This window comes from Parapedobacter pyrenivorans (assembly GCF_014636865.1).
GTDB classification, from domain to species: domain Bacteria; phylum Bacteroidota; class Bacteroidia; order Sphingobacteriales; family Sphingobacteriaceae; genus Parapedobacter; species Parapedobacter pyrenivorans.
In genome coordinates, this window is record NZ_BMER01000006.1 from 135,789 (window position 1) to 153,965 (window position 18,177).

The 18,177-nt window shown below is 46.2% G+C and carries 25 protein-coding genes; 15 read left to right on the forward strand and 10 right to left on the reverse strand.

Annotation, left to right across the window (positions count from 1 at the left end):
• Window positions 1-20: 20 nt before the first annotated feature.
• From catB to IEV98_RS24770, 3 genes are all read right to left on the reverse strand, one after another.
• A complete protein-coding gene (catB, locus tag IEV98_RS21845; RefSeq protein ID WP_188508386.1) occupies window positions 21-653 on the reverse strand; it encodes a type B chloramphenicol O-acetyltransferase in 633 nt (210 codons plus the stop codon).
• 152 nt (window positions 654-805) lie between these two features.
• A complete protein-coding gene (locus IEV98_RS21850) occupies window positions 806-1,108 on the reverse strand; it encodes a DUF1330 domain-containing protein (protein ID WP_188508177.1) in 303 nt (100 codons plus the stop codon).
• A 53-nt stretch (window positions 1,109-1,161) separates the two neighbouring features.
• Window positions 1,162-1,335, reverse strand: coding sequence for a Tm-1-like ATP-binding domain-containing protein (locus IEV98_RS24770; protein ID WP_371870701.1), 174 nt, complete (start codon window positions 1,333-1,335; stop codon window positions 1,162-1,164).
• A gap of 402 nt (window positions 1,336-1,737) precedes the next feature.
• Between IEV98_RS24770 and IEV98_RS21860 the strand changes: the two genes are divergently transcribed.
• The 3 genes from IEV98_RS21860 (at window position 1,738) to IEV98_RS21870 (ending at window position 4,176) form a co-directional block, all read left to right on the forward strand.
• On the forward strand, window positions 1,738-3,171 hold the full coding sequence (locus IEV98_RS21860) for a Gfo/Idh/MocA family protein (protein ID WP_188508179.1): 1,434 nt from the start codon (window positions 1,738-1,740) through the stop codon (window positions 3,169-3,171).
• Between the two features lie 184 nt (window positions 3,172-3,355).
• On the forward strand, window positions 3,356-3,526 hold the full coding sequence (locus IEV98_RS21865; RefSeq protein WP_188508180.1) for a hypothetical protein: 171 nt from the start codon (window positions 3,356-3,358) through the stop codon (window positions 3,524-3,526).
• Window positions 3,527-3,624: 98 nt separating this feature from the next.
• Complete coding sequence (locus IEV98_RS21870; RefSeq protein WP_188508181.1) at window positions 3,625-4,176, forward strand: NADPH-dependent FMN reductase; 552 nt, start codon at window positions 3,625-3,627, stop codon at window positions 4,174-4,176.
• A gap of 35 nt (window positions 4,177-4,211) precedes the next feature.
• Here IEV98_RS21870 and IEV98_RS21875 read toward each other — a convergent pair whose 3' ends face one another.
• The gene (locus IEV98_RS21875) at window positions 4,212-4,706 is read right to left on the reverse strand and encodes an alkaline phosphatase PhoX (protein ID WP_188508182.1); all 495 of its coding nucleotides are present in this window, start codon (window positions 4,704-4,706) and stop codon (window positions 4,212-4,214) included.
• A gap of 129 nt (window positions 4,707-4,835) precedes the next feature.
• Entirely contained in the window at window positions 4,836-5,756 is a 921-nt protein-coding gene (locus tag IEV98_RS21880; RefSeq protein WP_188508183.1) for a diacylglycerol/lipid kinase family protein, read from the reverse strand.
• Window positions 5,757-5,892: 136 nt separating this feature from the next.
• On the opposite strand from IEV98_RS21880, the gene surE reads away from it, so the two are divergent.
• The 3 genes from surE to IEV98_RS21895 are packed head-to-tail and all read left to right on the forward strand — an operon-like array spanning window position 5,893 to window position 8,022.
• Complete coding sequence (gene surE / locus IEV98_RS21885; protein ID WP_188508184.1) at window positions 5,893-6,639, forward strand: 5'/3'-nucleotidase SurE; 747 nt, start codon at window positions 5,893-5,895, stop codon at window positions 6,637-6,639.
• Between the two features lie 37 nt (window positions 6,640-6,676).
• Entirely contained in the window at window positions 6,677-6,925 is a 249-nt protein-coding gene (locus IEV98_RS21890; RefSeq protein ID WP_188508185.1) for a DUF7218 family protein, read from the forward strand.
• On the forward strand, window positions 6,922-8,022 hold the full coding sequence (locus IEV98_RS21895) for an AI-2E family transporter (RefSeq protein ID WP_229738902.1): 1,101 nt from the start codon (window positions 6,922-6,924) through the stop codon (window positions 8,020-8,022). The genes IEV98_RS21890 and IEV98_RS21895 overlap by 4 nt, the downstream gene beginning before the upstream one ends.
• An 18-nt stretch (window positions 8,023-8,040) precedes the next feature.
• On the opposite strand, the gene IEV98_RS21900 is transcribed toward IEV98_RS21895, so the two are convergent.
• The 5 genes from IEV98_RS21900 to IEV98_RS21920 form a co-directional block, all read right to left on the reverse strand.
• Entirely contained in the window at window positions 8,041-9,078 is a 1,038-nt protein-coding gene (locus tag IEV98_RS21900; protein ID WP_188508186.1) for a DNA topoisomerase IB, read from the reverse strand.
• Entirely contained in the window at window positions 9,047-9,304 is a 258-nt protein-coding gene (locus IEV98_RS21905) for a hypothetical protein (protein ID WP_188508187.1), read from the reverse strand. The genes IEV98_RS21900 and IEV98_RS21905 overlap by 32 nt, the downstream gene beginning before the upstream one ends.
• 8 nt (window positions 9,305-9,312) lie before the next feature.
• Window positions 9,313-9,501, reverse strand: a complete 189-nt coding sequence (locus tag IEV98_RS21910; RefSeq protein WP_188508188.1) for a hypothetical protein — start codon at window positions 9,499-9,501, stop codon at window positions 9,313-9,315.
• Between the two features lie 67 nt (window positions 9,502-9,568).
• The gene (locus IEV98_RS21915) at window positions 9,569-9,946 is read right to left on the reverse strand and encodes a response regulator (RefSeq protein WP_188508189.1); all 378 of its coding nucleotides are present in this window, start codon (window positions 9,944-9,946) and stop codon (window positions 9,569-9,571) included.
• A 181-nt stretch (window positions 9,947-10,127) separates the two neighbouring features.
• The gene (locus IEV98_RS21920; protein WP_188508190.1) at window positions 10,128-10,397 is read right to left on the reverse strand and encodes a hypothetical protein; all 270 of its coding nucleotides are present in this window, start codon (window positions 10,395-10,397) and stop codon (window positions 10,128-10,130) included.
• A gap of 112 nt (window positions 10,398-10,509) precedes the next feature.
• On the opposite strand from IEV98_RS21920, the gene IEV98_RS21925 reads away from it, so the two are divergent.
• The 9 genes from IEV98_RS21925 to IEV98_RS21965 all read left to right on the forward strand — a co-directional run bounded on the left by IEV98_RS21925 (window position 10,510) and on the right by IEV98_RS21965 (window position 18,163).
• Entirely contained in the window at window positions 10,510-11,427 is a 918-nt protein-coding gene (locus IEV98_RS21925) for an SDR family oxidoreductase (RefSeq protein ID WP_188508191.1), read from the forward strand.
• 306 nt (window positions 11,428-11,733) lie between these two features.
• Window positions 11,734-13,077 carry an adenylosuccinate lyase gene (gene purB / locus IEV98_RS21930; protein WP_188508192.1) on the forward strand — a complete coding sequence of 448 codons (1,344 nt, stop codon included), beginning with the start codon at window positions 11,734-11,736 and terminating at the stop codon, window positions 13,075-13,077.
• 65 nt (window positions 13,078-13,142) lie between these two features.
• Entirely contained in the window at window positions 13,143-13,697 is a 555-nt protein-coding gene (locus tag IEV98_RS21935; protein WP_188508193.1) for a NifU family protein, read from the forward strand.
• Window positions 13,697-14,380 carry an arylesterase gene (locus IEV98_RS21940; protein WP_188508194.1) on the forward strand — a complete coding sequence of 228 codons (684 nt, stop codon included), beginning with the start codon at window positions 13,697-13,699 and terminating at the stop codon, window positions 14,378-14,380. Before IEV98_RS21935 ends, IEV98_RS21940 begins: the two co-directional genes overlap by 1 nt.
• A gap of 124 nt (window positions 14,381-14,504) precedes the next feature.
• A complete protein-coding gene (locus IEV98_RS21945; protein ID WP_188508195.1) occupies window positions 14,505-15,350 on the forward strand; it encodes a transketolase in 846 nt (281 codons plus the stop codon).
• Between the two features lie 71 nt (window positions 15,351-15,421).
• Entirely contained in the window at window positions 15,422-16,375 is a 954-nt protein-coding gene (locus IEV98_RS21950) for a transketolase family protein (RefSeq protein WP_188508196.1), read from the forward strand.
• A 26-nt stretch (window positions 16,376-16,401) separates the two neighbouring features.
• On the forward strand, window positions 16,402-16,947 hold the full coding sequence (locus IEV98_RS21955) for an RNA polymerase sigma factor (RefSeq protein ID WP_188508197.1): 546 nt from the start codon (window positions 16,402-16,404) through the stop codon (window positions 16,945-16,947).
• 33 nt (window positions 16,948-16,980) lie between these two features.
• Complete coding sequence (locus tag IEV98_RS21960; protein ID WP_188508198.1) at window positions 16,981-17,685, forward strand: hypothetical protein; 705 nt, start codon at window positions 16,981-16,983, stop codon at window positions 17,683-17,685.
• 1 nt (window position 17,686) lies between these two features.
• Window positions 17,687-18,163: a hypothetical protein gene (locus tag IEV98_RS21965; RefSeq protein ID WP_188508199.1), complete on the forward strand. Its 477-nt coding sequence runs from the start codon at window positions 17,687-17,689 to the stop codon at window positions 18,161-18,163.
• The last annotated feature ends 14 nt before the right edge of the window (window positions 18,164-18,177 follow it).

Below are 18,177 nucleotides of genomic sequence, written 5' to 3' on the forward strand. Positions count from 1 at the left end.
GCCTCAATGGCGATATTCCATCACTCCATGGAATTGTGATAATATGCGTAAAGCAAAGCAACATTTCCTGAGCAAAGGATAGGGATGGCAGCAGACAATCTGACATTATCCCAATTCCACCAGCTCATTTCCAAAAGCATTTCGATCTGAGAATCACTGAATCGCTTTTTTATAACCCTAGCCGGATTCCCTCCAACGATGGCATATGGCTCAACATTTTTCGTCACCAGTGCCCGACTGCCGATGACTGCACCATCGCCGATGGTGATTCCAGGCATAACCATCGCCTCACTTCCAATCCATACATCGTTTCCTACAAGGGTATCGCCTGCATTGGCAAACCCGTCGTTGGCACCGCTGAACGTCTCCACTTCGGGCATGTAATGGAAAGGAAAACTTGATATCCAATCGTGCCGGTGCCCTTGGTTGCCGGCCATTATAAAACTAACACCGCTGCCGATCGAACAGTAGGAACCGATAATGAGTTTGTCTACGTCATTCCGATCAGGAAATAAATAACGGGCACAGTCGTCAAAAGAATGGCCGTGGTAGTAGCCTGAATAATAGGAATGGTTCCCCGCGACAATATTCGGATTAGCGATATGGTCTTTTATGATTTTGCCCTTGAATGGGCTTTCAAAGAAATTTTTCATCTCAGCATAGTCAAAGTTAACAAAAGAAAAGTACCAGAGCAGGGCATCACCTACTCCATCCATTGGTTATCTATAGTATGCTAATCTGAGAGCTTCATCTTGCAAAGTTACGCAACTTTACCTACTTTCCTTACTAACGGCCGTTTTTGCCATCATACATTGGTTCCTTTAATAAGCACAACCGATTTAATTGATTGCTCTTTCAAATGCAGAAATTGTTTGCGTTCTTCGTCTTTGGTAAAGTTCTTGAAATCTTGTTCGTTGTCAAATTCTACCAAATGAATTTCGTATGGCCTGTCAATGTTATACGTAATAAACGTGTTTTCGGTTGGTCTTATTCGAAGTAAAAGCCGGCCGTTGTATTTTGAGATAATTGGAATTGCGATATCTTCAAATTGATTGAACACGTTTTCTTCGCCATCTTTGATATAGATAAGTTGTGTGATAAAAAACATTGTTTTAACGTTTAATGTTGTTCGTTGCACTAAAACTCTCCCTTCACGTCTATTTAGTGTAATCCTTTGGTGGGCAGCAGAATGCTAACCGGTGCCGACGATAGAGCTAGCTTATCGGCAAGTATCCTCCCGAGCTGCTTATTTTCGTGTCTATCAATTCGCATCAGCGTGACATCGCGATTATCATCTCTCCAATAGCCATCACCGATATCCGCTTGGTAACCCACCTTATTCCCGCCTACTATGTTTGAACGGTATTGTATTCCGATATTGATGAGCCTTGTAGTTCTATCTCCAGACAATTTAAATAGGCACGAAATTCAAAGTCCTCGAATTCGGTCTCCGCACTCTTCCATCCTGATAAACTTACGCAAATGGAGTAAACTAAACAAAAATATCCCGAAAATCGCGATGGCTGATTACCCTAAAGCATTTCCTGAAATTGGCTTTTGCATAATTAATTGATACCTGTGATTGGTTTATAACAATTCCCTATCCCAAATTTACGTTAATTTGTCATCAAAATTTAGCAGGGCTGATAACGAATTGTGTTATTTCTCAAAATAGACTTGGAATAAACGGACAATAGTTTTATTTTCGGCTACGATTAAACAGATTGCCACCAAGTTATGAATAAACGCGAATTCTTAAAAACTAGTACACTAGGTGCCTTGGGAGTCATGTTGGCCCCCTCTTGGCTGCGAGCTTTCCCAACTGGGAGCCGTTTACGGACTGCCCATATCGGCGTGGGAAATATGGGGGGCGAAGACCTAAAGGCCATTTCCTCCCATGCGGATGTTGATGTGGTGGCCCTTTGCGACGTGGATGCCCTGAATTTATCCGCCGCGCACAAACTTCACCCCCGGGCCCGCGTATTTTTCGACTACCGTGTGATGCTGGACGAGCTGGGCGACGAAATTGATGCAGTCATCGTATCCACACCCGATCATACCCACGCCCCGGCCGCCATGCTGGCCATGCAGATGAATAAATCCGTCTATTGCCAGAAACCGCTCACCCACTATGTGTCTGAATCGCGGGTGATGAAGCAACTGGCAGCCGAAAAAGGATTGGTTACCCAGATGGGTATTCAGGTGCACTCGTTTTATGACTATAAGTTGGCAACGCTGTTGATCCAATCCGGCATTATCGGTAAGGTACACACCGTGCACGCATGGTCGCCCAAGAATCACGGGTATGACGGCCCTCCTCCGGAAGGCGAAGATCCGATTCCCACCCAGCTGGACTGGAACCTGTGGGCGGGCACCTCGCCCAAGCCGCCCTATAAAGAAGGGGTGTACCACCCCGGTGTCTGGCGGAAATTAATGGACTATGGCTGCGGTACACTGGGCGATATGGGGGTGCATATTTTTGATACGCCTTATAACGCCCTGCAGTTGGATGTGCCGCGGACCATCACCAACGAATGTCGGCCTACCAATGGGTTCGGTTTTCCCGAACACAATACGGTAACCTATGAGTTTCCAGGCACCGAATACACCACCAGGTCATTAAAATGGATCTGGTATGACGGCCCCGGCGCCCCGCCCATGCACGAAGATCTGGCGTTGCCAGGTGGCATGGATACCCAAGCAGAAAGAAAGAATGCGAACGGGAAAACGGTTGGCACAGGGAAAGTCTCGCTGGATCCGATGGTCGCAGGCGAAAACGAACTACCGGATCAGGGAGCCATGTTTGTGGGCAGGAAAGGTCGTTTGCTGTTGCCCCACTTCATGCAATTGCCAAGGAAAATTGTTAAGGGTAAGTACGTCGATATTTCCAAGGAAATCGCAGAGGTAAGTAAAGCGCATGGTCTAGGCGAGCCTATCCGAAACTACGATACCGAAGGGCCCAAGCACTATCACCAGTTTGTTGATGCCTGCTTGGGTAAAGGCGAATGTTCGGCACCGTTCGAATATGCCTCACGACTAACGGAGACCATTCTTTTGGGTACCATTGCTGGCCGTTTTCCCGGCGAAACGTTGCACTGGGATGCTGATACAGCCAAATTCGAGGAGGAAAAAGCCAATCAGTATTTGACCGGCGAATATCGGAAATTCTGATCGATCGACGCATAATTATCTTGCTCGCCGGATCGTCATTCGCTGACGATCCGGCGAAGTATCATACTTTTTAAAACTAAATGCCTCCCCCGGCTGTTGCTTTATAAGACTCAATGATAAGGCATTGGCTACCGCGTATCATTGCCCGGTGATGCAAACTCATCATTAAACAAAATTTACGTAAATGAAGACGATCAAAATGCTTTTCGCTGTTGTGGCTACGGCTGCGTTTTTAGCAGCGTGCAACAACGCTGGCGACAACCAGCAGCAGGACACAGACACCACGTATATGGATCCGCAAACGGAGCCGGCTCCACCTCCTCCATCCGATACACTAATGAACGACACGTTATAGACGAGTTTTGGATTTCCTGTGTGCAAATGGCGATACTCCCGCAACTTTGACGGCGTATGTGACCATAGGCACACGGGAACCCTTAAAAGTATAATACAATGGCTGCAAAGCAGATTTACATATTGGTGGGCAGTCTGAGAGAAGGCTCGTTCAATAAAAAAATAGCCAACGAGGTCGTAAAACTTGCTTCGCAGAATTTAGCTTGCGAAATTTTACAAATCGGCCAGTTGACACACTACAATGAAGATCTCGATCAAGGCGATCCGCCCTTGGCGTGGGTTCAATTCAGAGATAAAATCAAAAAAGCCGACGGCTTTCTATTCTTCACCCCCGAGTATAATCGCGGCGTGCCTGCGGTTCTGAAAAATGCGCTGGACGTCGGTTCAAGGCCTTATGGAAAAAATGCTTGGGCGGGGAAGCCCGGTGCGGTGATAAGCGTTTCATTGAGTAGTTTAGGTGCTTTCGGAGCCAACCATCAACTTCGTCAATCTATGGTTTTCCTTGATGTCCCCATGATGCCCCAACCAGAGGCATATATCGGAAATGCGCAGAACCTTTTCGACGATACTGGAAATCTTGCAAAAGACACAAAAGAATTCCTTAAAACATTTATCGGCGCTTATGAAAATTGGGTAAACAGACCTTGGTAGTAAAATCAAGCCTGAGATTCCCTAACTTCTCCAAGTCAAAACAGGTAACCCATCCTTTGGGTATCTTCATTAAACAGGAACGTGGTGGTGCCACCTAGGCTTGGTTTTTTGCCATGACCACGGTCGTAAATTTGCAAAGGGGACAATCGGTCAAGCAACACATTCGCCTTTCCGAATGGGCCGTTTTTAACATCATCCACCGAAACCTCATGGTTGCGGACAACGACGACTTTTCCATCCGGATTTGCGAATGCAGCCATCGCATCATTTCGCCCTGGCGAAAGGAAACCGTCATCCATGGGTTCTCCGGAGCGGGAAATGATTTTATAGGCGAAGCCTCTAGGTAAATTGAAAATACCTTGGGGGTCGGTAACCAAAGGCCCATACCGGTCATACAGCCGTGGGCCGCTGCTGGCTTGGGCCGGCATGCCGGAAAAATACTTCAAACCCATGAATCCGACACTGATCATCCAGGAATTCCTGATAAATGCCCTTCGCCCAAAATTTACTACCTGTTGCTCGCTTTTCATAACCGAACTATCGTTGTATGCTCAAATATATGATCCTGCAATAGTAACACATGCGTATATGTCATAAATTAAGGCTATGTTACCACTGTGTAAACGCTGAAAGGTAAAGAGATGTCTGTTTCAGAAAGCTTAGGCGATAAAATCCACAATACCAGGCCTTATTGCTATCGTTATCTTTTTTCCCTTGCTAATCGACACCAATTCGTCGTCTACGTGCATCAATCGATTGTCACACTGGATGGTGATTTCACGAGTCGCGGTTACAATTTCCCACGGGGTTTTTAAACGCTGACCACCCACCGAATTGTACAACCCGTGTACATATTCTGTAAACGTTTCCCGATCTGCGTTCCGCAAGAGCACAACTTCAAATTTGTTATCTGTAGGATCTGCTTTCGGCGCGAGCACAAGGTTAGGCCCGACCGATTTGATATTCAAAACTTCAACCAAGAGGTAATCGTCTTCATACACCATGCCATCGATAACGATCTTTGCTCGTTTAGCCCGATAGGTCTTTGCGATTTCCGCCAACTTCTCTAATGCCGTATTCAATTCTTTATCAGCCGTATCAGCCGCGGATAAATCGGTGTCTTTCATTTTCTTGATGAGCTTCGGAATAAGGCCACACCCCAGCCCTTCGATAAAGAATGGGGTATCTCGTAGATTACTGATGGCTCCAATGTCAACCTTTATGGTCTTCCAAGATGAGAGGCAACGCTCAAAATCTTTTAGTTCGGATGATACGCCTAATGTTTTCGCAAAATTATTTGCTGTACCGCTCGGGATAAGTGATACGGCTAGCGGCTTATCAAGCAGTTTGCGGTTCAATAATTTTCTTATGACTTCGCGTACCGTGCCGTCTCCGCCAACGACGACTACCAATGCAGTTTTGCTTTTAAATCGCTTCCATCCTTTATCTTTTATCAAAGCGTATTGGCATGTAAAGCCGCGCGATTCAACTATCTTGATTAATTCTGCTTTAACGTGGTCCTGGTCTCCAGCTTTTGGATTATGTAATAGGTGAACATGGACGGGACTTTCTTTCTGCATAGATTGTTTTTTAGTCGTGACTAAGCGTGCCCTTGTGAGCTTCGTTCCTTACTGAATATACATCCAACAAAACAAAAAATCGGCGACACTTGTTTTTAAATAGTAATGACATTTTTCATCCGTATATAATCGTTCTATGAGAATTTTAGTGACCAATGACGACGGCATCTATAGTCCCGGCATCAATGCGCTGGCGACCATCGCTTCCAAATTTGGTGAGGTGATTGTTGTGGCACCGGATGTTGAACAATCATCGATGGGCCATGCCGTTACGCATTCCCGACCATTGTCTTATAAAAAATCGCCCATCGAATTCAAAGAAGGCATAGAAGCTTACCGGGTAAACGGCACACCGGCCGACTGTGTGGCATTGGGCACGCATTTACGCAACAACATCCAAGTGGTACTTTCCGGTATTAATATGGGGCCAAACCTTGGTAATTCCATGTGGCATTCTGGCACGTTAGCAGCAGCCAAACAAGCGGTACTTTTCGGAAAAAAAGGGATCGCTTTCAGTACCCCCGTAGGCAATACCGAGCCGGATTTTGATGTACTTACCCCTTATGTTCAAGAGACACTGACGTTGTTATTGGAAGATCCCAATGAGATCGGACTGTTTAACGTGAACTATCCGACACAACCAACAGGCATTCGTTGGACCCGTCAATCTGTACGATTCTATGATGGCAAAATCCTTCCGGGACAAGACCCCATGGGACGGAAACACTATTGGTTCACGGTCACTCCATTGGAACCGGCCGAAAAAGATACCGACCGGTGGGCAGTAGAAAACGATTTTGTGTCGATTACGCCACTCCGGCTGGATCTTACGGATGAAAGCTTATTACAAAAACAGCTGACTAGACACGAACCCATTGTTTAAATGGCAAGCGAAAAGTTTTAACTAAACATATACAAGCATGGCTAAAGATCATGGAAAACAAATCAAAGACGATGAGAAATACGAAGCGCTGCGGGATGAAGGCATGAGCAAAGAAAAAGCCGCCCGCATTGCCAATACACCAAACGCAGGTAAAAAGGGTGGAAAAGCAAGTAAAATGGAAGAGCGAACCAAGGAAGAATTAGTTAAAGACGCCAAAAAAATTGGCATAAAGGGTTATTCAAAAATGAATAAGGGGGAGCTCAGCGATAAAATCAGAAATCATTGACACAACAGGCCAGCAGCAGGCGAGCGGCCTATGTCATAACTACCGCTACATTTTCGGTAGCAGGCCTTTATTTTGCCGCTCCATTTCTCATTCCGATTGTTCTTGCCGCTTTGCTTGCTATGCTGCTCACCGGCACCAGTAACCGGCTAGAAAGGGGTGGCATGAGCAGGGGGCTGGCTTCATTCATTCTCGTGTTGGCCCTTGTGTGCGGCCTGGCTTTGCTCTTCATTGTCCTTTCTTGGCAAGTAAATCGGCTAGCAGACGATTTTGGGGAAATGAAAGAAAAATTTATCGACCATGTAAGTGCGATCCGGGAATGGGTGAGTGATACATTGGGTATCGGTATCGACGAACAGGAAAAAATGCTAAACGAGCAAAAAAACAGTGCCACCGGCCAGGCAGACGACTTACTGTTCAACTTTATTAATACCTTGGCAACGGTGGCTGTCAATACCGTGTTGGTTGTTGTGTACACCTTCCTATTATTGCTTTACCGATCCCATTTGAAGAAAGTCGCGTTGCGCATCGTGCCTGATGAAAAAAAACAAAATACGGATCGGATCATACATAAATCGGTAGCCGTCTCAGGTAATTATCTTACCGGTCTTTTCAGTATGATTGCTGTTCTCTGGGTGATGTACAGTATTGGATTCGGGATTGTGGGTCTGGAGGGTGCCATATTATTTGCGATTTTATGCGGTATATTGGAAATCGTACCTTTCTTTGGAAATTTTGTCGGTAATCTGATCGCTATCTTTGCGGTATTGGCCCAGGGAGGCGATGGGCGTATGGTATTGGGCATCGTTGCGGTGTATCTTTTGGTGCAATTTCTTCAAACCTATGTATTGGAACCCCTAGTGGTAGGCCAACAGGTGAACATCAACCCGTTGTTTACCATAATGGGGTTGGTAGCAGGAGAATTACTGTGGGGGATTGCAGGAATGGCGCTAGCCATACCGGTGATTGGCATCATCAAGATAATTTGCGATAATGTACCCGAGCTTCATGCTTATGGGGTACTTATCGGCCCAGAACGTGCCAAAAAAAATCGGACTTCGTTTTTCCATATCGTTAAACGTAAATTCCGGCAGAAGTAACTGTTGGGTCGTTGGCTTTCATGCCGTGGCGTGTTTTAAGAAATTAAGTAGTTGCTCTTCGGCTCTCCGAGTACCCGGCAGACCACTACTACCCAAGCTTTTGCGTAAATATGGAAATAAAGTGCCGTCTTTGTAAGCGCTGACCAAACTATCGGGCACATAATACTGCTTGCATACGGCCCGCGTGTTGCCCAGCCGATGAGAAACGGCATCCAACACCGAAAGTATACTTGCCTCACACTCTTTTTCGGTCGTATAATCGGGGCATTTACCAAACAAACGGAATGCCCAAAGTCCGGCGTACCATGTGCGATAGTCTTTTGACGAAAATTCTTGATCCGTTGATTGTTGGATATAAGCATTGATATCCGCTGCGCGTAGCCGATGAACATTTCCTTCACCAACAATGTATTGAAACAGATGAGCGCCTGGCAGGCCCTTCAGCTCAAGTAAATGCGCCACCAGATTGACATTGCGCACTTCGATTTCTTGACGAACGCCCTTTTTACCTCGAAATCGGAATATCGCTTGATTTTCTGAAAGGCTCACCTGTCTTTTTTTCAATGTGGTTAACCCATGACTTCCATATCGGCGGAAATACTGTTCGTTTCCGATACGGATAAGTGTTGCTTCTGTGATCTTTAAGGCAATTGCGGTGACTTTTTCTTTGGTGAGCACTTCCTGGCGTAAATCCTTGGTCACCTGACGTCTGATATGCGACAGTGCCTCCCCAAAAGCGATCATCCGATTCAGCTTCTTCTGCTGTCTTTCGCTTGTCCATTCGGAATGATAAAGGTATTGTTTCCTGCCTTCTTCATCAACACCCGTGGCTTGGAGATGCCCCTTCTTACTTGGACTTATCCATACGTCTTTCCAAGCAGGGGGAATTACCAAAGCACGGAAACGGTCGAGTTTTTTCGCATCCGTTATTCGCAAACCTGTGGTATCTGTATAGCAAAAGCCCCTGCCCCGCCTTACACGACCATAGCCTGCCGTAAGATCCGGTAAATAGCGTAACCTTTTTCTATTTCGTTTCCGAGTTGATTTGGCCGACATACGTTTCAATAAAATCGAGCCCTTTCTGTGTGATTTCCAACATCGCATTACCGAAGGGACTACCGTCTTTCATGGGATAGGAAATCACAAATCCAGCTACTTGCAGCTCATGGGCTGCGGCCAAAAGATCTACCGGATCTGTATCAAGCTCCTCGGCAAACTTATGAATCGAGCCCGTAGACCACCGGTTTAATACCTGTAAAAGCTCGTATGCACTGTTTGTCATCACTGATCTCATTTTTCCTTACTCATTTGACATTGCATCCGACTGAAAAATAATGCGATTTTTAGATTATCGAGCATCCTTGTACGCGACGTCTCATTCGAACTTTCGTCGCCATCGATACTTCCGCCATCGAAATGAAATCCTTGGTGGGGAGTAGTTGTTTGCACGATGCCCCTGTTTACTTTACTTCTTTTCATGCGCAATTAATTAGTTGAAGGATGTTTATCTTGTTATTGAACCTACTTATTCCTGCCAATGAAATCCCTATGCCGGTCGGGAGTTGTTCTTTCGGTAATAATCATTTACTGCATCGATGACCTCGTAAATCTCAAATGGCTTGCGGATATAAGCATCCGCTCCACAATGCTGGGCTATATCATCGATTTCTCGGACTCCAGAAATCATGATAATTGGTATATGGGCCGTCTGCTCATTCGAGCGCAGCTCGCTGCATAGACTACTCCCCCAGCACCAACTTAGTCGCTCATCCATCAATATCAGACCAAAATCATTATCCTTCAAAAGCCTATACATAGATTTACCGCAATCTCTGATGACTTCATATTCCTCATATTGCATAATTTCCGACACGATGTCTACCATATCGGGATCATCTTCAATGTACAGGATTTTCTTTCTCATCAGGTTATCGATAAAATGACCAAAGTTAAAGTTACAGATTCGAAGTGTTTGAGTCTTTTTGATGCTGGCTAATACGTTAAAGGACGATTGAATTTTAGATTATATGTAAGTGTCGACTGATAAAGATAACGTTGGCCTGATATAAAAGATTGTACAACCAGCCCATAAAAAATGTTTTTATTTATCTATTTTTCCGCGAATGGCTTGCCGAACCAAGCGCGTCTTTATGCAGTCGGTTTCCGCCGCCGGGTTTGCTATCCCCTCGCTGTGTTCCGCTTCCTTCCGGAATGGCATTAAGCTGCTCGTCTTGCGGGTCTATTCCGGCTTCGTAATTTTTTTGCTCCTTCCTTTCTTTCAGCTCGCGAGGTGGCCGAATCAGGTCTTCGCCTTTTTTATCTTTTAGCTTCCCGCGATCGGCGGATAGCTCCGCATCATCTTTTTTTATTGCCATAGTTTCTTATATCTGATTTTCTACTGTGTCACTCAAATTACATTACAATTCACCCCAACGGATTGTTTAAATAAAAAAGCAAACCAACAAGATACCGGATTGTTGGTTTGATATGGCACAAGAGAAAACCAAACATGAGGGATCCCGGCCATCCTCGGAAGATCCGGCAGATAGGTATCCGAAGCCGCCATTTCCGCGAAAACCGCAGGATGTGCCGGGTACCGAAAGCGAAATGGATCCACAAGCTGATCATGGAGAACAATCCTATCAGGGAAAAAACAGACTTGGAGGCAAATCAGCGATTATCACGGGTGGCGATTCCGGTATCGGGAAAGCAGTTGCTATAGCTTTCGCAAGGGAGGGAGCAGACGTATTGATCAGCTACTTGGATGATGTAGAAGATCGGGACGCGCAAGATACCGTGGCATATATCCGGGAAGCGGGACGGAAGGCCATCGCCATTAAAGGCGATATTAGCTCAGAAAGGCACTGCCAAAAAATCATCGAAGTGGCTGTAAAGGAGTTCGGTAAGATCGACATTTTGATAAACAATGCAGCGTATCAAATGTCGCGGGAAAAACTACAGGATATTCCTACTTGGGAATGGGAAAAAACCTTCGCGGTAAATATACACAGTATGTTTTATCTTTGCCGGGCGGCCGAGCCTCACATGCCACCCGGCTCGAGTATCATCAATACTACGTCCGTAAATGCTTACGAACCCAACCCTACGCTATTACCTTACGCGGCGACAAAGGCAGCTATTCAGAATTTTACAGCAAATTTAAGTCAGATTTTGTTGGAGCAGGGCAAAGGTATCCGCGTGAATGCTGTGGCGCCCGGTCCGATATGGACACCCTTGATTCCATCCACCATTCCGGATCATGAGCACTTTGGCGACAACACGCCTTTCGAGCGTCCCGGACAACCGGCGGAAGTGGCACCCGCTTATGTTTTTCTGGCTTCTGACGAAGCGAATTATATCTCAGGGGCGACACTGCCGGTTACGGGGGGTCGTATTACCATATAGGTTTCATTTAATATCAAAATTAACTTTTATGAAAACACTAGGATTATTAATAGTCAGTAGCGTTTTGATTGGAATAACCTCCTGTGACAATACAGGAAATAATAACCGCAATGACTCGGAGGGCGCTGATTCGATTTTCGGGGATTCAGTTGCCAACGATTCCGCAACCTGGGGCGACACTACAAATGCTTCGGATACTGCCACAACCACTGATTCATTGGCTAGTCCATCGTTTCCTTAGTTATTTATTTCCGATTTCGTGTTTCGCACTTCAAATACCTACCTTTGCGGAAAACGAAATTCTGTATGGCATTATCATCACTTACCGCCGTATCTCCTGTAGATGGCCGCTACCACCACGCAACCCTTGAATTAGCTGGCTATTTTTCAGAATATGCGCTTATAAAATACCGTGTATTCATAGAAGTCGAATACTTCATCAGCTTATGCGGGAGTGGAATCTCACAGTTGCAGCATTTCGACGGTAGCCTCAATAATAAGCTTCGCGACATCTATAATCATTTTTCCCTGGCAGACGCCCAGTGGATCAAGGATAAAGAAAAAGAGACCAACCATGATGTAAAAGCTGTGGAATATTTCCTCAAGGACAAGTTCGAAACCTTGGGATTGGTCGACTCTTTGGAGTTTATCCACTTTGGTTTGACCTCCCAGGATATTAACAATACGGCCATTCCTTATTCCTGGAAAGAAGCGCTCACCAAAGTATATATACCCGAGCTCAATATCCTCATCGCTGCGCTGGAACAGCGGGCTTCCGAGTGGACAACGACTCCTATGCTTGCGCACACTCATGGACAACCGGCATCCCCTACTCGATTAGGTAAAGAAATTAGGGTATTCACGGAAAGGCTAGCCAACCAATTGCGACTACTGGAGCAGATTCCGAACGCCGCCAAATTCGGCGGAGCCACTGGAAATTTCAATGCACACAAAGTAGCTTATCCGCAAACGGATTGGATAGCGTTTGGCAATGCGTTTGTGAATGATACATTGGGCTTACACCGTTCGCAGACGACAACACAAATCGAGCATTATGACCACTTCGCCGCACAATGCGATGCGATGAAGCGCATCAATAACATTATGATTGATCTGTGCCGGGATATCTGGACTTATATCTCGATGGATTATTTCAAGCAGAAAATCACTAAGGGCCAAATCGGCTCTTCCGCAATGCCGCACAAAGTCAATCCGATCGACTTTGAAAACGCGGAAGGAAACCTGGGTGTCGCGAATGCATTGTTCGAACATTTGGCAGCCAAGCTGCCCATATCACGCCTGCAGCGGGACCTTACGGACTCTACCGTACTACGAAATATCGGAGTACCCATGGCTCATACCCTGATTGCCCTCAAGTCTGCGACACGGGGATTACAGAAACTCATCCTCAATGAGGAGGCGCTCAAAGCCGACCTGGAACGCAACTGGGCGGTGGTAGCGGAGGCTATTCAAACGGTCTTACGACGGGAGGGTTACCCAAAGCCTTACGAAACATTGAAAGAATTGACTCGCACCAATGAGACCGTAACACAGGAAACCATTGCGGCATTCGTGGAAACATTGGATGTGGGCGAAGGAGTGAAGATGGAACTCAAAGCGATTACCCCTTGGAATTATACAGGCGTATAACCTTTGACGAAAAGCTGACCCTAATTCTTGATGAATAATGGTACCTTTGTAAAAATAATAAAGAAATGGCAACGATAAACGTGTATACTGAATATACTCCTAACCCGGCGACCATGAAATTCCTGGTTAACAAGCTCTTGATCAACGGGAGTTTGGATTATCCCGACAGGGAGAAGGCTCAGGAATCCCCATTTGCGCGAGAATTATTTAAATTCAACTTTGTAAACGGTGTGTTTTTCGCGAGCAATTTCGTAACCATTACTAAAACCGAGGATGCAGAATGGGAAGACATCGAGGCCATCCTGAAAGACTTTGTTAAGGGCGCTGTTGAGTCAGAGTTGAAGGTCCAAGAGGTAACAAAGGATGAAGATGTAAATTTTGAAGGTTCTGAAACCGAAATCAAAATACAACAGATCTTGCATGACTATGTACGACCGGCGGTTGAACAAGATGGTGGTGCAATTCACTACAAATCCTTTACGGAGGGTACGGTTGTTGTGGAACTGCGCGGATCATGCAGCGGATGCCCATCTTCTACTATTACCCTCAAAGCTGGCATAGAAGGGCTGCTCAAACGGATGGTACCAGAAGTACAGGAAGTAGTAGCCGAAGCAATGTAATGAAGCAGTTTAGCTTATACCTCGCTATTGGATTTTTCTTGGCTGCCTCCTGTGGCAGCCCATCTAATCAAAAAGGGAAAGAAATTAACGCCGAAGCAAGCCAAGCAGACACCGTGTCTGTTAAAGAAAAAACGCAAAACATCCTTTTTTTTGGCAATAGCCTCACGGCCGGATACGGCCTCGAAAGTCAAGCGCTCGCTTTTCCCGGTCTTATCCAACAACGCATAGATTCGTTGGAACTGCCCTACCGTGTTATCAATGCGGGCCTTAGCGGAGAAACATCTGCCGCCGGAAATGAGCGCATCGAATGGTTGCTTAATGAGAAGATCGACATATTCGTCCTGGAATTGGGCGCAAATGATGGCCTTAGAGGCATACCCACCGAAGAAACTCAAAAAAACCTCCAAAGCATTATTGACAAGGTAAAAAGCAAGTATCCAGACTGTAGGCTGGTGCTTACGGGTATGCTAGTACCGCCTAGCATGGGCAGTGACTATGGCAATGCATTCACGGCCATTTTTCCAGCACTAGCAAAGGAAAACGACTTGGCTTATGTGCCTTTCCTCCTTGAAGGAGTCGCTGGCGAATCCGGATTAAATCAACGAGACGGCATCCACCCAACCGAGAAGGGGCATGAAATCCTAGCTGAAAATGTATGGCAGGTGTTACAACCGCTTCTATAGCTTGTCGCGTCAGCTATCGATGATCAGTTGCCGGACAAATTAAACGTAAAGCCAATTGTAGCTCCTTTAATATTCATAATTAATCCTTAACTTTAGCACCAAAATCGATAACAATCACATAATAATGAGCGAAGATATTACCAAATTAGAAAACGTTGCATCACAGGTGAGACGGGACATCGTACGGATGGTCCATGCCTGCCAATCGGGTCACCCCGGAGGATCTTTGGGCTGTACTGAATTTTTCGTTGCACTATATTTCAGTGCTATGGAGCGAAAAGCCGGATTCGATATGGATGGAATTGGGGAAGATATTTTCTTTTTATCCAATGGACACATTTCTCCGGTATTTTATAGTACCCTTGCCCGGGCGGGTTACTTCGACGTCAGCGAATTGGCTACCTTCCGCAAAATCAATTCACGCCTACAGGGCCATCCCACGACTCATGAGGGGCTTCCCGGCATACGTATAGCATCGGGGTCATTAGGACAGGGCCCTTCCGTAGCGATTGGCGCAGCCCGTGCCAAAAAGCTCAACAACGATGATCACTTGGTCTATGTGTTGATGGGCGATGGCGAACAGCAGGAAGGTCAGATTTGGGAGGCAGCCATGTATGCCCCAGCCAATAAGATAGATAACCTTATTGCTACCATTGACTACAACGGGCAACAAATCGACGGTTCTACGGAGCAAGTCTTGTCGCTTGGCAATCTCGGGGCAAAATGGGAGGCTTTTGGTTGGGATGTCATGGAGATGAACGGCAATATTATGAGTGACGTATTAGCAGGACTGGCCGAAGCAAAGTCGCGGACGGGCAAAGGCAAACCCGTCATGATACTCATGAAAACAGAAATGGGAAATGGTGTGGATTTCATGATGGGATCGCACAAGTGGCACGGCGTGGCGCCCAACGATGAACAATTGGCAGCCGCACTTGCCCAATTGGAGGAAACGTTGGGAGATTACTAGTGAATTTGCGCAAGCAATGTGAAAGGAAACAAAGCTGACAGTTAATTGCTGACGGCTGATAGCTAAGAGAAATGAAAAAATACACCTATACAGATAAAAAAGACACCCGTTCGGGCTTTGGAGCCGGCCTATTGGAAGTAGGTCGGAAGAACGAAAATGTAGTAGCGCTTTGTGCTGATTTAATCGGTTCCCTCAAGATGAACGACTTCATCAAGGAATTTCCCGAACGCTTTTTCCAGGTGGGTATTGCGGAAGCAAACATGATGGGGATTGCTGCTGGGCTTACCATCGGCGGAAAAATCCCTTATACTGGCACTTTTGCCAACTTCTCAACGGGCCGGGTTTATGACCAGATACGCCAGTCTATCGCGTATTCGGATAAGAACGTCAAAATTTGTGCCTCACATGCTGGTCTCACCTTAGGTGAAGACGGCGCTACTCACCAAATCCTGGAAGATATCGGGTTGATGAAAATGCTGCCGGGGATGACAGTCATCAATCCCTGCGACTATAACCAAACCAAGGCCGCTACCATTGCGATTGCAGAACATCACGGTCCGGTATACCTGCGCTTCGGCCGTCCGGTAGTCCCTATATTTACGGATTCGGATCAAAAGTTCGAAATTGGCAAGGCTTGGATGGTCAACGAGGGCAAGGATGTAAGTATCTTCGCTACCGGCCATTTGGTTTGGGAGGCTATCCAGGCTGGTGAACAATTGGCCGAACTGGGAATCGATGCGGAAATCATCAATATTCACACGATTAAACCCTTGGATGAAGAAGCGGTCTTGAAATCAGTAGCAAAAACAGGTTGCGTGGTTACCGCGGAAGAGCACAACAGGCTTGGTGGCCTTGGCGACAGTATTGCGCAGGTATTGGCCAAAAACAATCCGACGCCCCAAGAATATGTCGCGGTGAATGATAGTTTTGGTGAAAGTGGAACACCGGCTCAATTGATGGAAAAATATGGCCTGAACGCAGCTAATATCGTCGCGGCCGTCCAGCGCGTGATCAAACGGAAGTAAGGGGTGGACAACGAACCGCGCGCCATATGGAAGATGCCCAGATACTAGCAAAATTTGCAGATAAACGTACGCGGGAAGAAGCGTTTGGCGTATTGCTAAAGAAGTATCAGCAGAAAATATATTGGCATGTGCGGCGCTTGGTCATCGACCACGATGATGCCGATGACCTCGTTCAAGAGGTATTTATAAAAGTATGGAAAAACCTGGAGAACTTCAGGGAGGACGCTCAATTGTATACGTGGCTATACCGCATAGCCACGAACGAATGCATCACTTTTCTAAACAAAAAAAAACAGCGGCAGCATGTGTCATTGGATGACGATAGCGCGGCTTATTTAGCAGATTCATTGACAGACACGGCGTATTTCAACGGTAGCCAAGCGCAATTAAAATTACAACAAGCGCTGCTCACCCTTCCTGAAAAACAACGCATGGTGTTTAATATGAAATATTTTGATGATTTAAAGTACGAGGAAATATCAGCTATCGTAGGAACAAGCGTCGGCGCATTGAAAGCATCCTACCATTTAGCGGTAAAGAAAATAGCGCACTTTTTTGAGGCAAGCGATTAAACCTTCACGTAACAAAAACATCTAAGGAATACCATGAAGGAAAAAGATACGTACCACCATGTCGATGCACCGGACAAGCTGCCCGACGCCTTACGTGCGAATCCGTATACCGTTCCGGAGGGTTACTTTGACGACCTGTATAATCGTACGCTCCAGCAATGTCGTCACATGGAAGAAACACCAACGACTTTTGCGGTGCCGTCTGGTTATTTCCAGCAGCTGGAAGACGGCATAATGGCGAAAATTGCCGAAGAGAAACTAAGGAATATCGTGGGCGAGGCTGGCTTTTCGGTTCCCGAAGGCTACTTTAGCAGCCTTGAAGAGCAATCGCTGGCTAATGTAAAAATCAGGAAAAACGCAGTTGAACCGGGTTTTGCCGTTCCCGAACATTACTTCGACACGTTGCAAAACCGAATTACCGATCGGACATCTCGACGTGAAGCTACCCTTGTGCGCAAAATAAGCCGACCTACGAAATGGGTGGGGTATGCGGCCGCCGCCTGTATTGCCATGGTGATGGGTATTACAGGTATTTTCAGATTAGTTGATGACGGTGCCGAAACCTCAAGTCCATTAGCTTCGGTATCGGACCAGGAAATACTCAATTACCTGGAGCTTTATGGAACTGCGAATGATATGATCTATATTTCGGAACATCTTGATGATTTCGATGAGCCCAACATTAGTGAGGGGATAAGTGAGGTGGATCTTGAAGCTTACCTTAATCATACGCTGTAAAATGACCGTCGTGAAACCATTCAATCTCTTCATAGCTATACTCCTGTTTTCCACGGCCTTCTCGAAGGCACAGGAGAGCAGAGCCCAGCGTTTTGAACGGATTGAGGCGGAGAAAAGTGCATTTATCACCAATGAATTGAATCTGACGCCCGCTGAGGCCCAAAAATTCTTTCCGATATACAACCAGTATCAGAAGGAGATATGGAAGCTCAAGCAAGAACGACATGGGGATACCAGGCTGAAGGGGCAGTCTGACCTAAGAAGTCAAAAAATCCCCGGCAATAGCCTTAACCCTACCAATCGTGACGTCCTTGCCTTCGATGCAAAGGAATTGGAGGTGAAGAAAATTTACCGTAAGCGTTTTGCCGATATCGTTGGGCAAGCACGGGCTTCGAGATTTTTTGAAGCCGAAGAAGAGTTCCGTAATTACCTGCTTCGCGAACTACAACACCGCAGACGCGACAAAGACAACCCATAAATCCCGTAACTTAG

Excerpts from the sequence above, each read along its gene's own strand:
- catB (WP_188508386.1), bottom strand. The coding sequence starts at position 653 with ATGAAAAATTTCTTTGAAAGCCCATTCAAGGGCAAAATCATAAAAGAC.
- IEV98_RS21850 (WP_188508177.1), bottom strand. The coding sequence starts at position 1,108 with ATGTTTTTTATCACACAACTTATCTATATCAAAGATGGCGAAGAAAAC.
- IEV98_RS21860 (WP_188508179.1), top strand. The coding sequence starts at position 1,738 with ATGAATAAACGCGAATTCTTAAAAACTAGTACACTAGGTGCCTTGGGA.
- IEV98_RS21865 (WP_188508180.1), top strand. The coding sequence starts at position 3,356 with ATGAAGACGATCAAAATGCTTTTCGCTGTTGTGGCTACGGCTGCGTTT.
- IEV98_RS21870 (WP_188508181.1), top strand. The coding sequence starts at position 3,625 with ATGGCTGCAAAGCAGATTTACATATTGGTGGGCAGTCTGAGAGAAGGC.
- IEV98_RS21875 (WP_188508182.1), bottom strand. The coding sequence starts at position 4,706 with ATGAAAAGCGAGCAACAGGTAGTAAATTTTGGGCGAAGGGCATTTATC.
- IEV98_RS21880 (WP_188508183.1), bottom strand. The coding sequence starts at position 5,756 with ATGCAGAAAGAAAGTCCCGTCCATGTTCACCTATTACATAATCCAAAA.
- surE (WP_188508184.1), top strand. The coding sequence starts at position 5,893 with ATGAGAATTTTAGTGACCAATGACGACGGCATCTATAGTCCCGGCATC.
- IEV98_RS21890 (WP_188508185.1), top strand. The coding sequence starts at position 6,677 with ATGGCTAAAGATCATGGAAAACAAATCAAAGACGATGAGAAATACGAA.
- IEV98_RS21900 (WP_188508186.1), bottom strand. The coding sequence starts at position 9,078 with ATGTCGGCCAAATCAACTCGGAAACGAAATAGAAAAAGGTTACGCTAT.
- IEV98_RS21905 (WP_188508187.1), bottom strand. The coding sequence starts at position 9,304 with ATGACAAACAGTGCATACGAGCTTTTACAGGTATTAAACCGGTGGTCT.
- IEV98_RS21910 (WP_188508188.1), bottom strand. The coding sequence starts at position 9,501 with ATGAAAAGAAGTAAAGTAAACAGGGGCATCGTGCAAACAACTACTCCC.
- IEV98_RS21915 (WP_188508189.1), bottom strand. The coding sequence starts at position 9,946 with ATGAGAAAGAAAATCCTGTACATTGAAGATGATCCCGATATGGTAGAC.
- IEV98_RS21920 (WP_188508190.1), bottom strand. The coding sequence starts at position 10,397 with ATGGCAATAAAAAAAGATGATGCGGAGCTATCCGCCGATCGCGGGAAG.
- IEV98_RS21925 (WP_188508191.1), top strand. The coding sequence starts at position 10,510 with ATGGCACAAGAGAAAACCAAACATGAGGGATCCCGGCCATCCTCGGAA.
- purB (WP_188508192.1), top strand. The coding sequence starts at position 11,734 with ATGGCATTATCATCACTTACCGCCGTATCTCCTGTAGATGGCCGCTAC.
- IEV98_RS21935 (WP_188508193.1), top strand. The coding sequence starts at position 13,143 with ATGGCAACGATAAACGTGTATACTGAATATACTCCTAACCCGGCGACC.
- IEV98_RS21940 (WP_188508194.1), top strand. The coding sequence starts at position 13,697 with ATGAAGCAGTTTAGCTTATACCTCGCTATTGGATTTTTCTTGGCTGCC.
- IEV98_RS21945 (WP_188508195.1), top strand. The coding sequence starts at position 14,505 with ATGAGCGAAGATATTACCAAATTAGAAAACGTTGCATCACAGGTGAGA.
- IEV98_RS21950 (WP_188508196.1), top strand. The coding sequence starts at position 15,422 with ATGAAAAAATACACCTATACAGATAAAAAAGACACCCGTTCGGGCTTT.
- IEV98_RS21955 (WP_188508197.1), top strand. The coding sequence starts at position 16,402 with ATGGAAGATGCCCAGATACTAGCAAAATTTGCAGATAAACGTACGCGG.
- IEV98_RS21960 (WP_188508198.1), top strand. The coding sequence starts at position 16,981 with ATGAAGGAAAAAGATACGTACCACCATGTCGATGCACCGGACAAGCTG.
- IEV98_RS21965 (WP_188508199.1), top strand. The coding sequence starts at position 17,687 with ATGACCGTCGTGAAACCATTCAATCTCTTCATAGCTATACTCCTGTTT.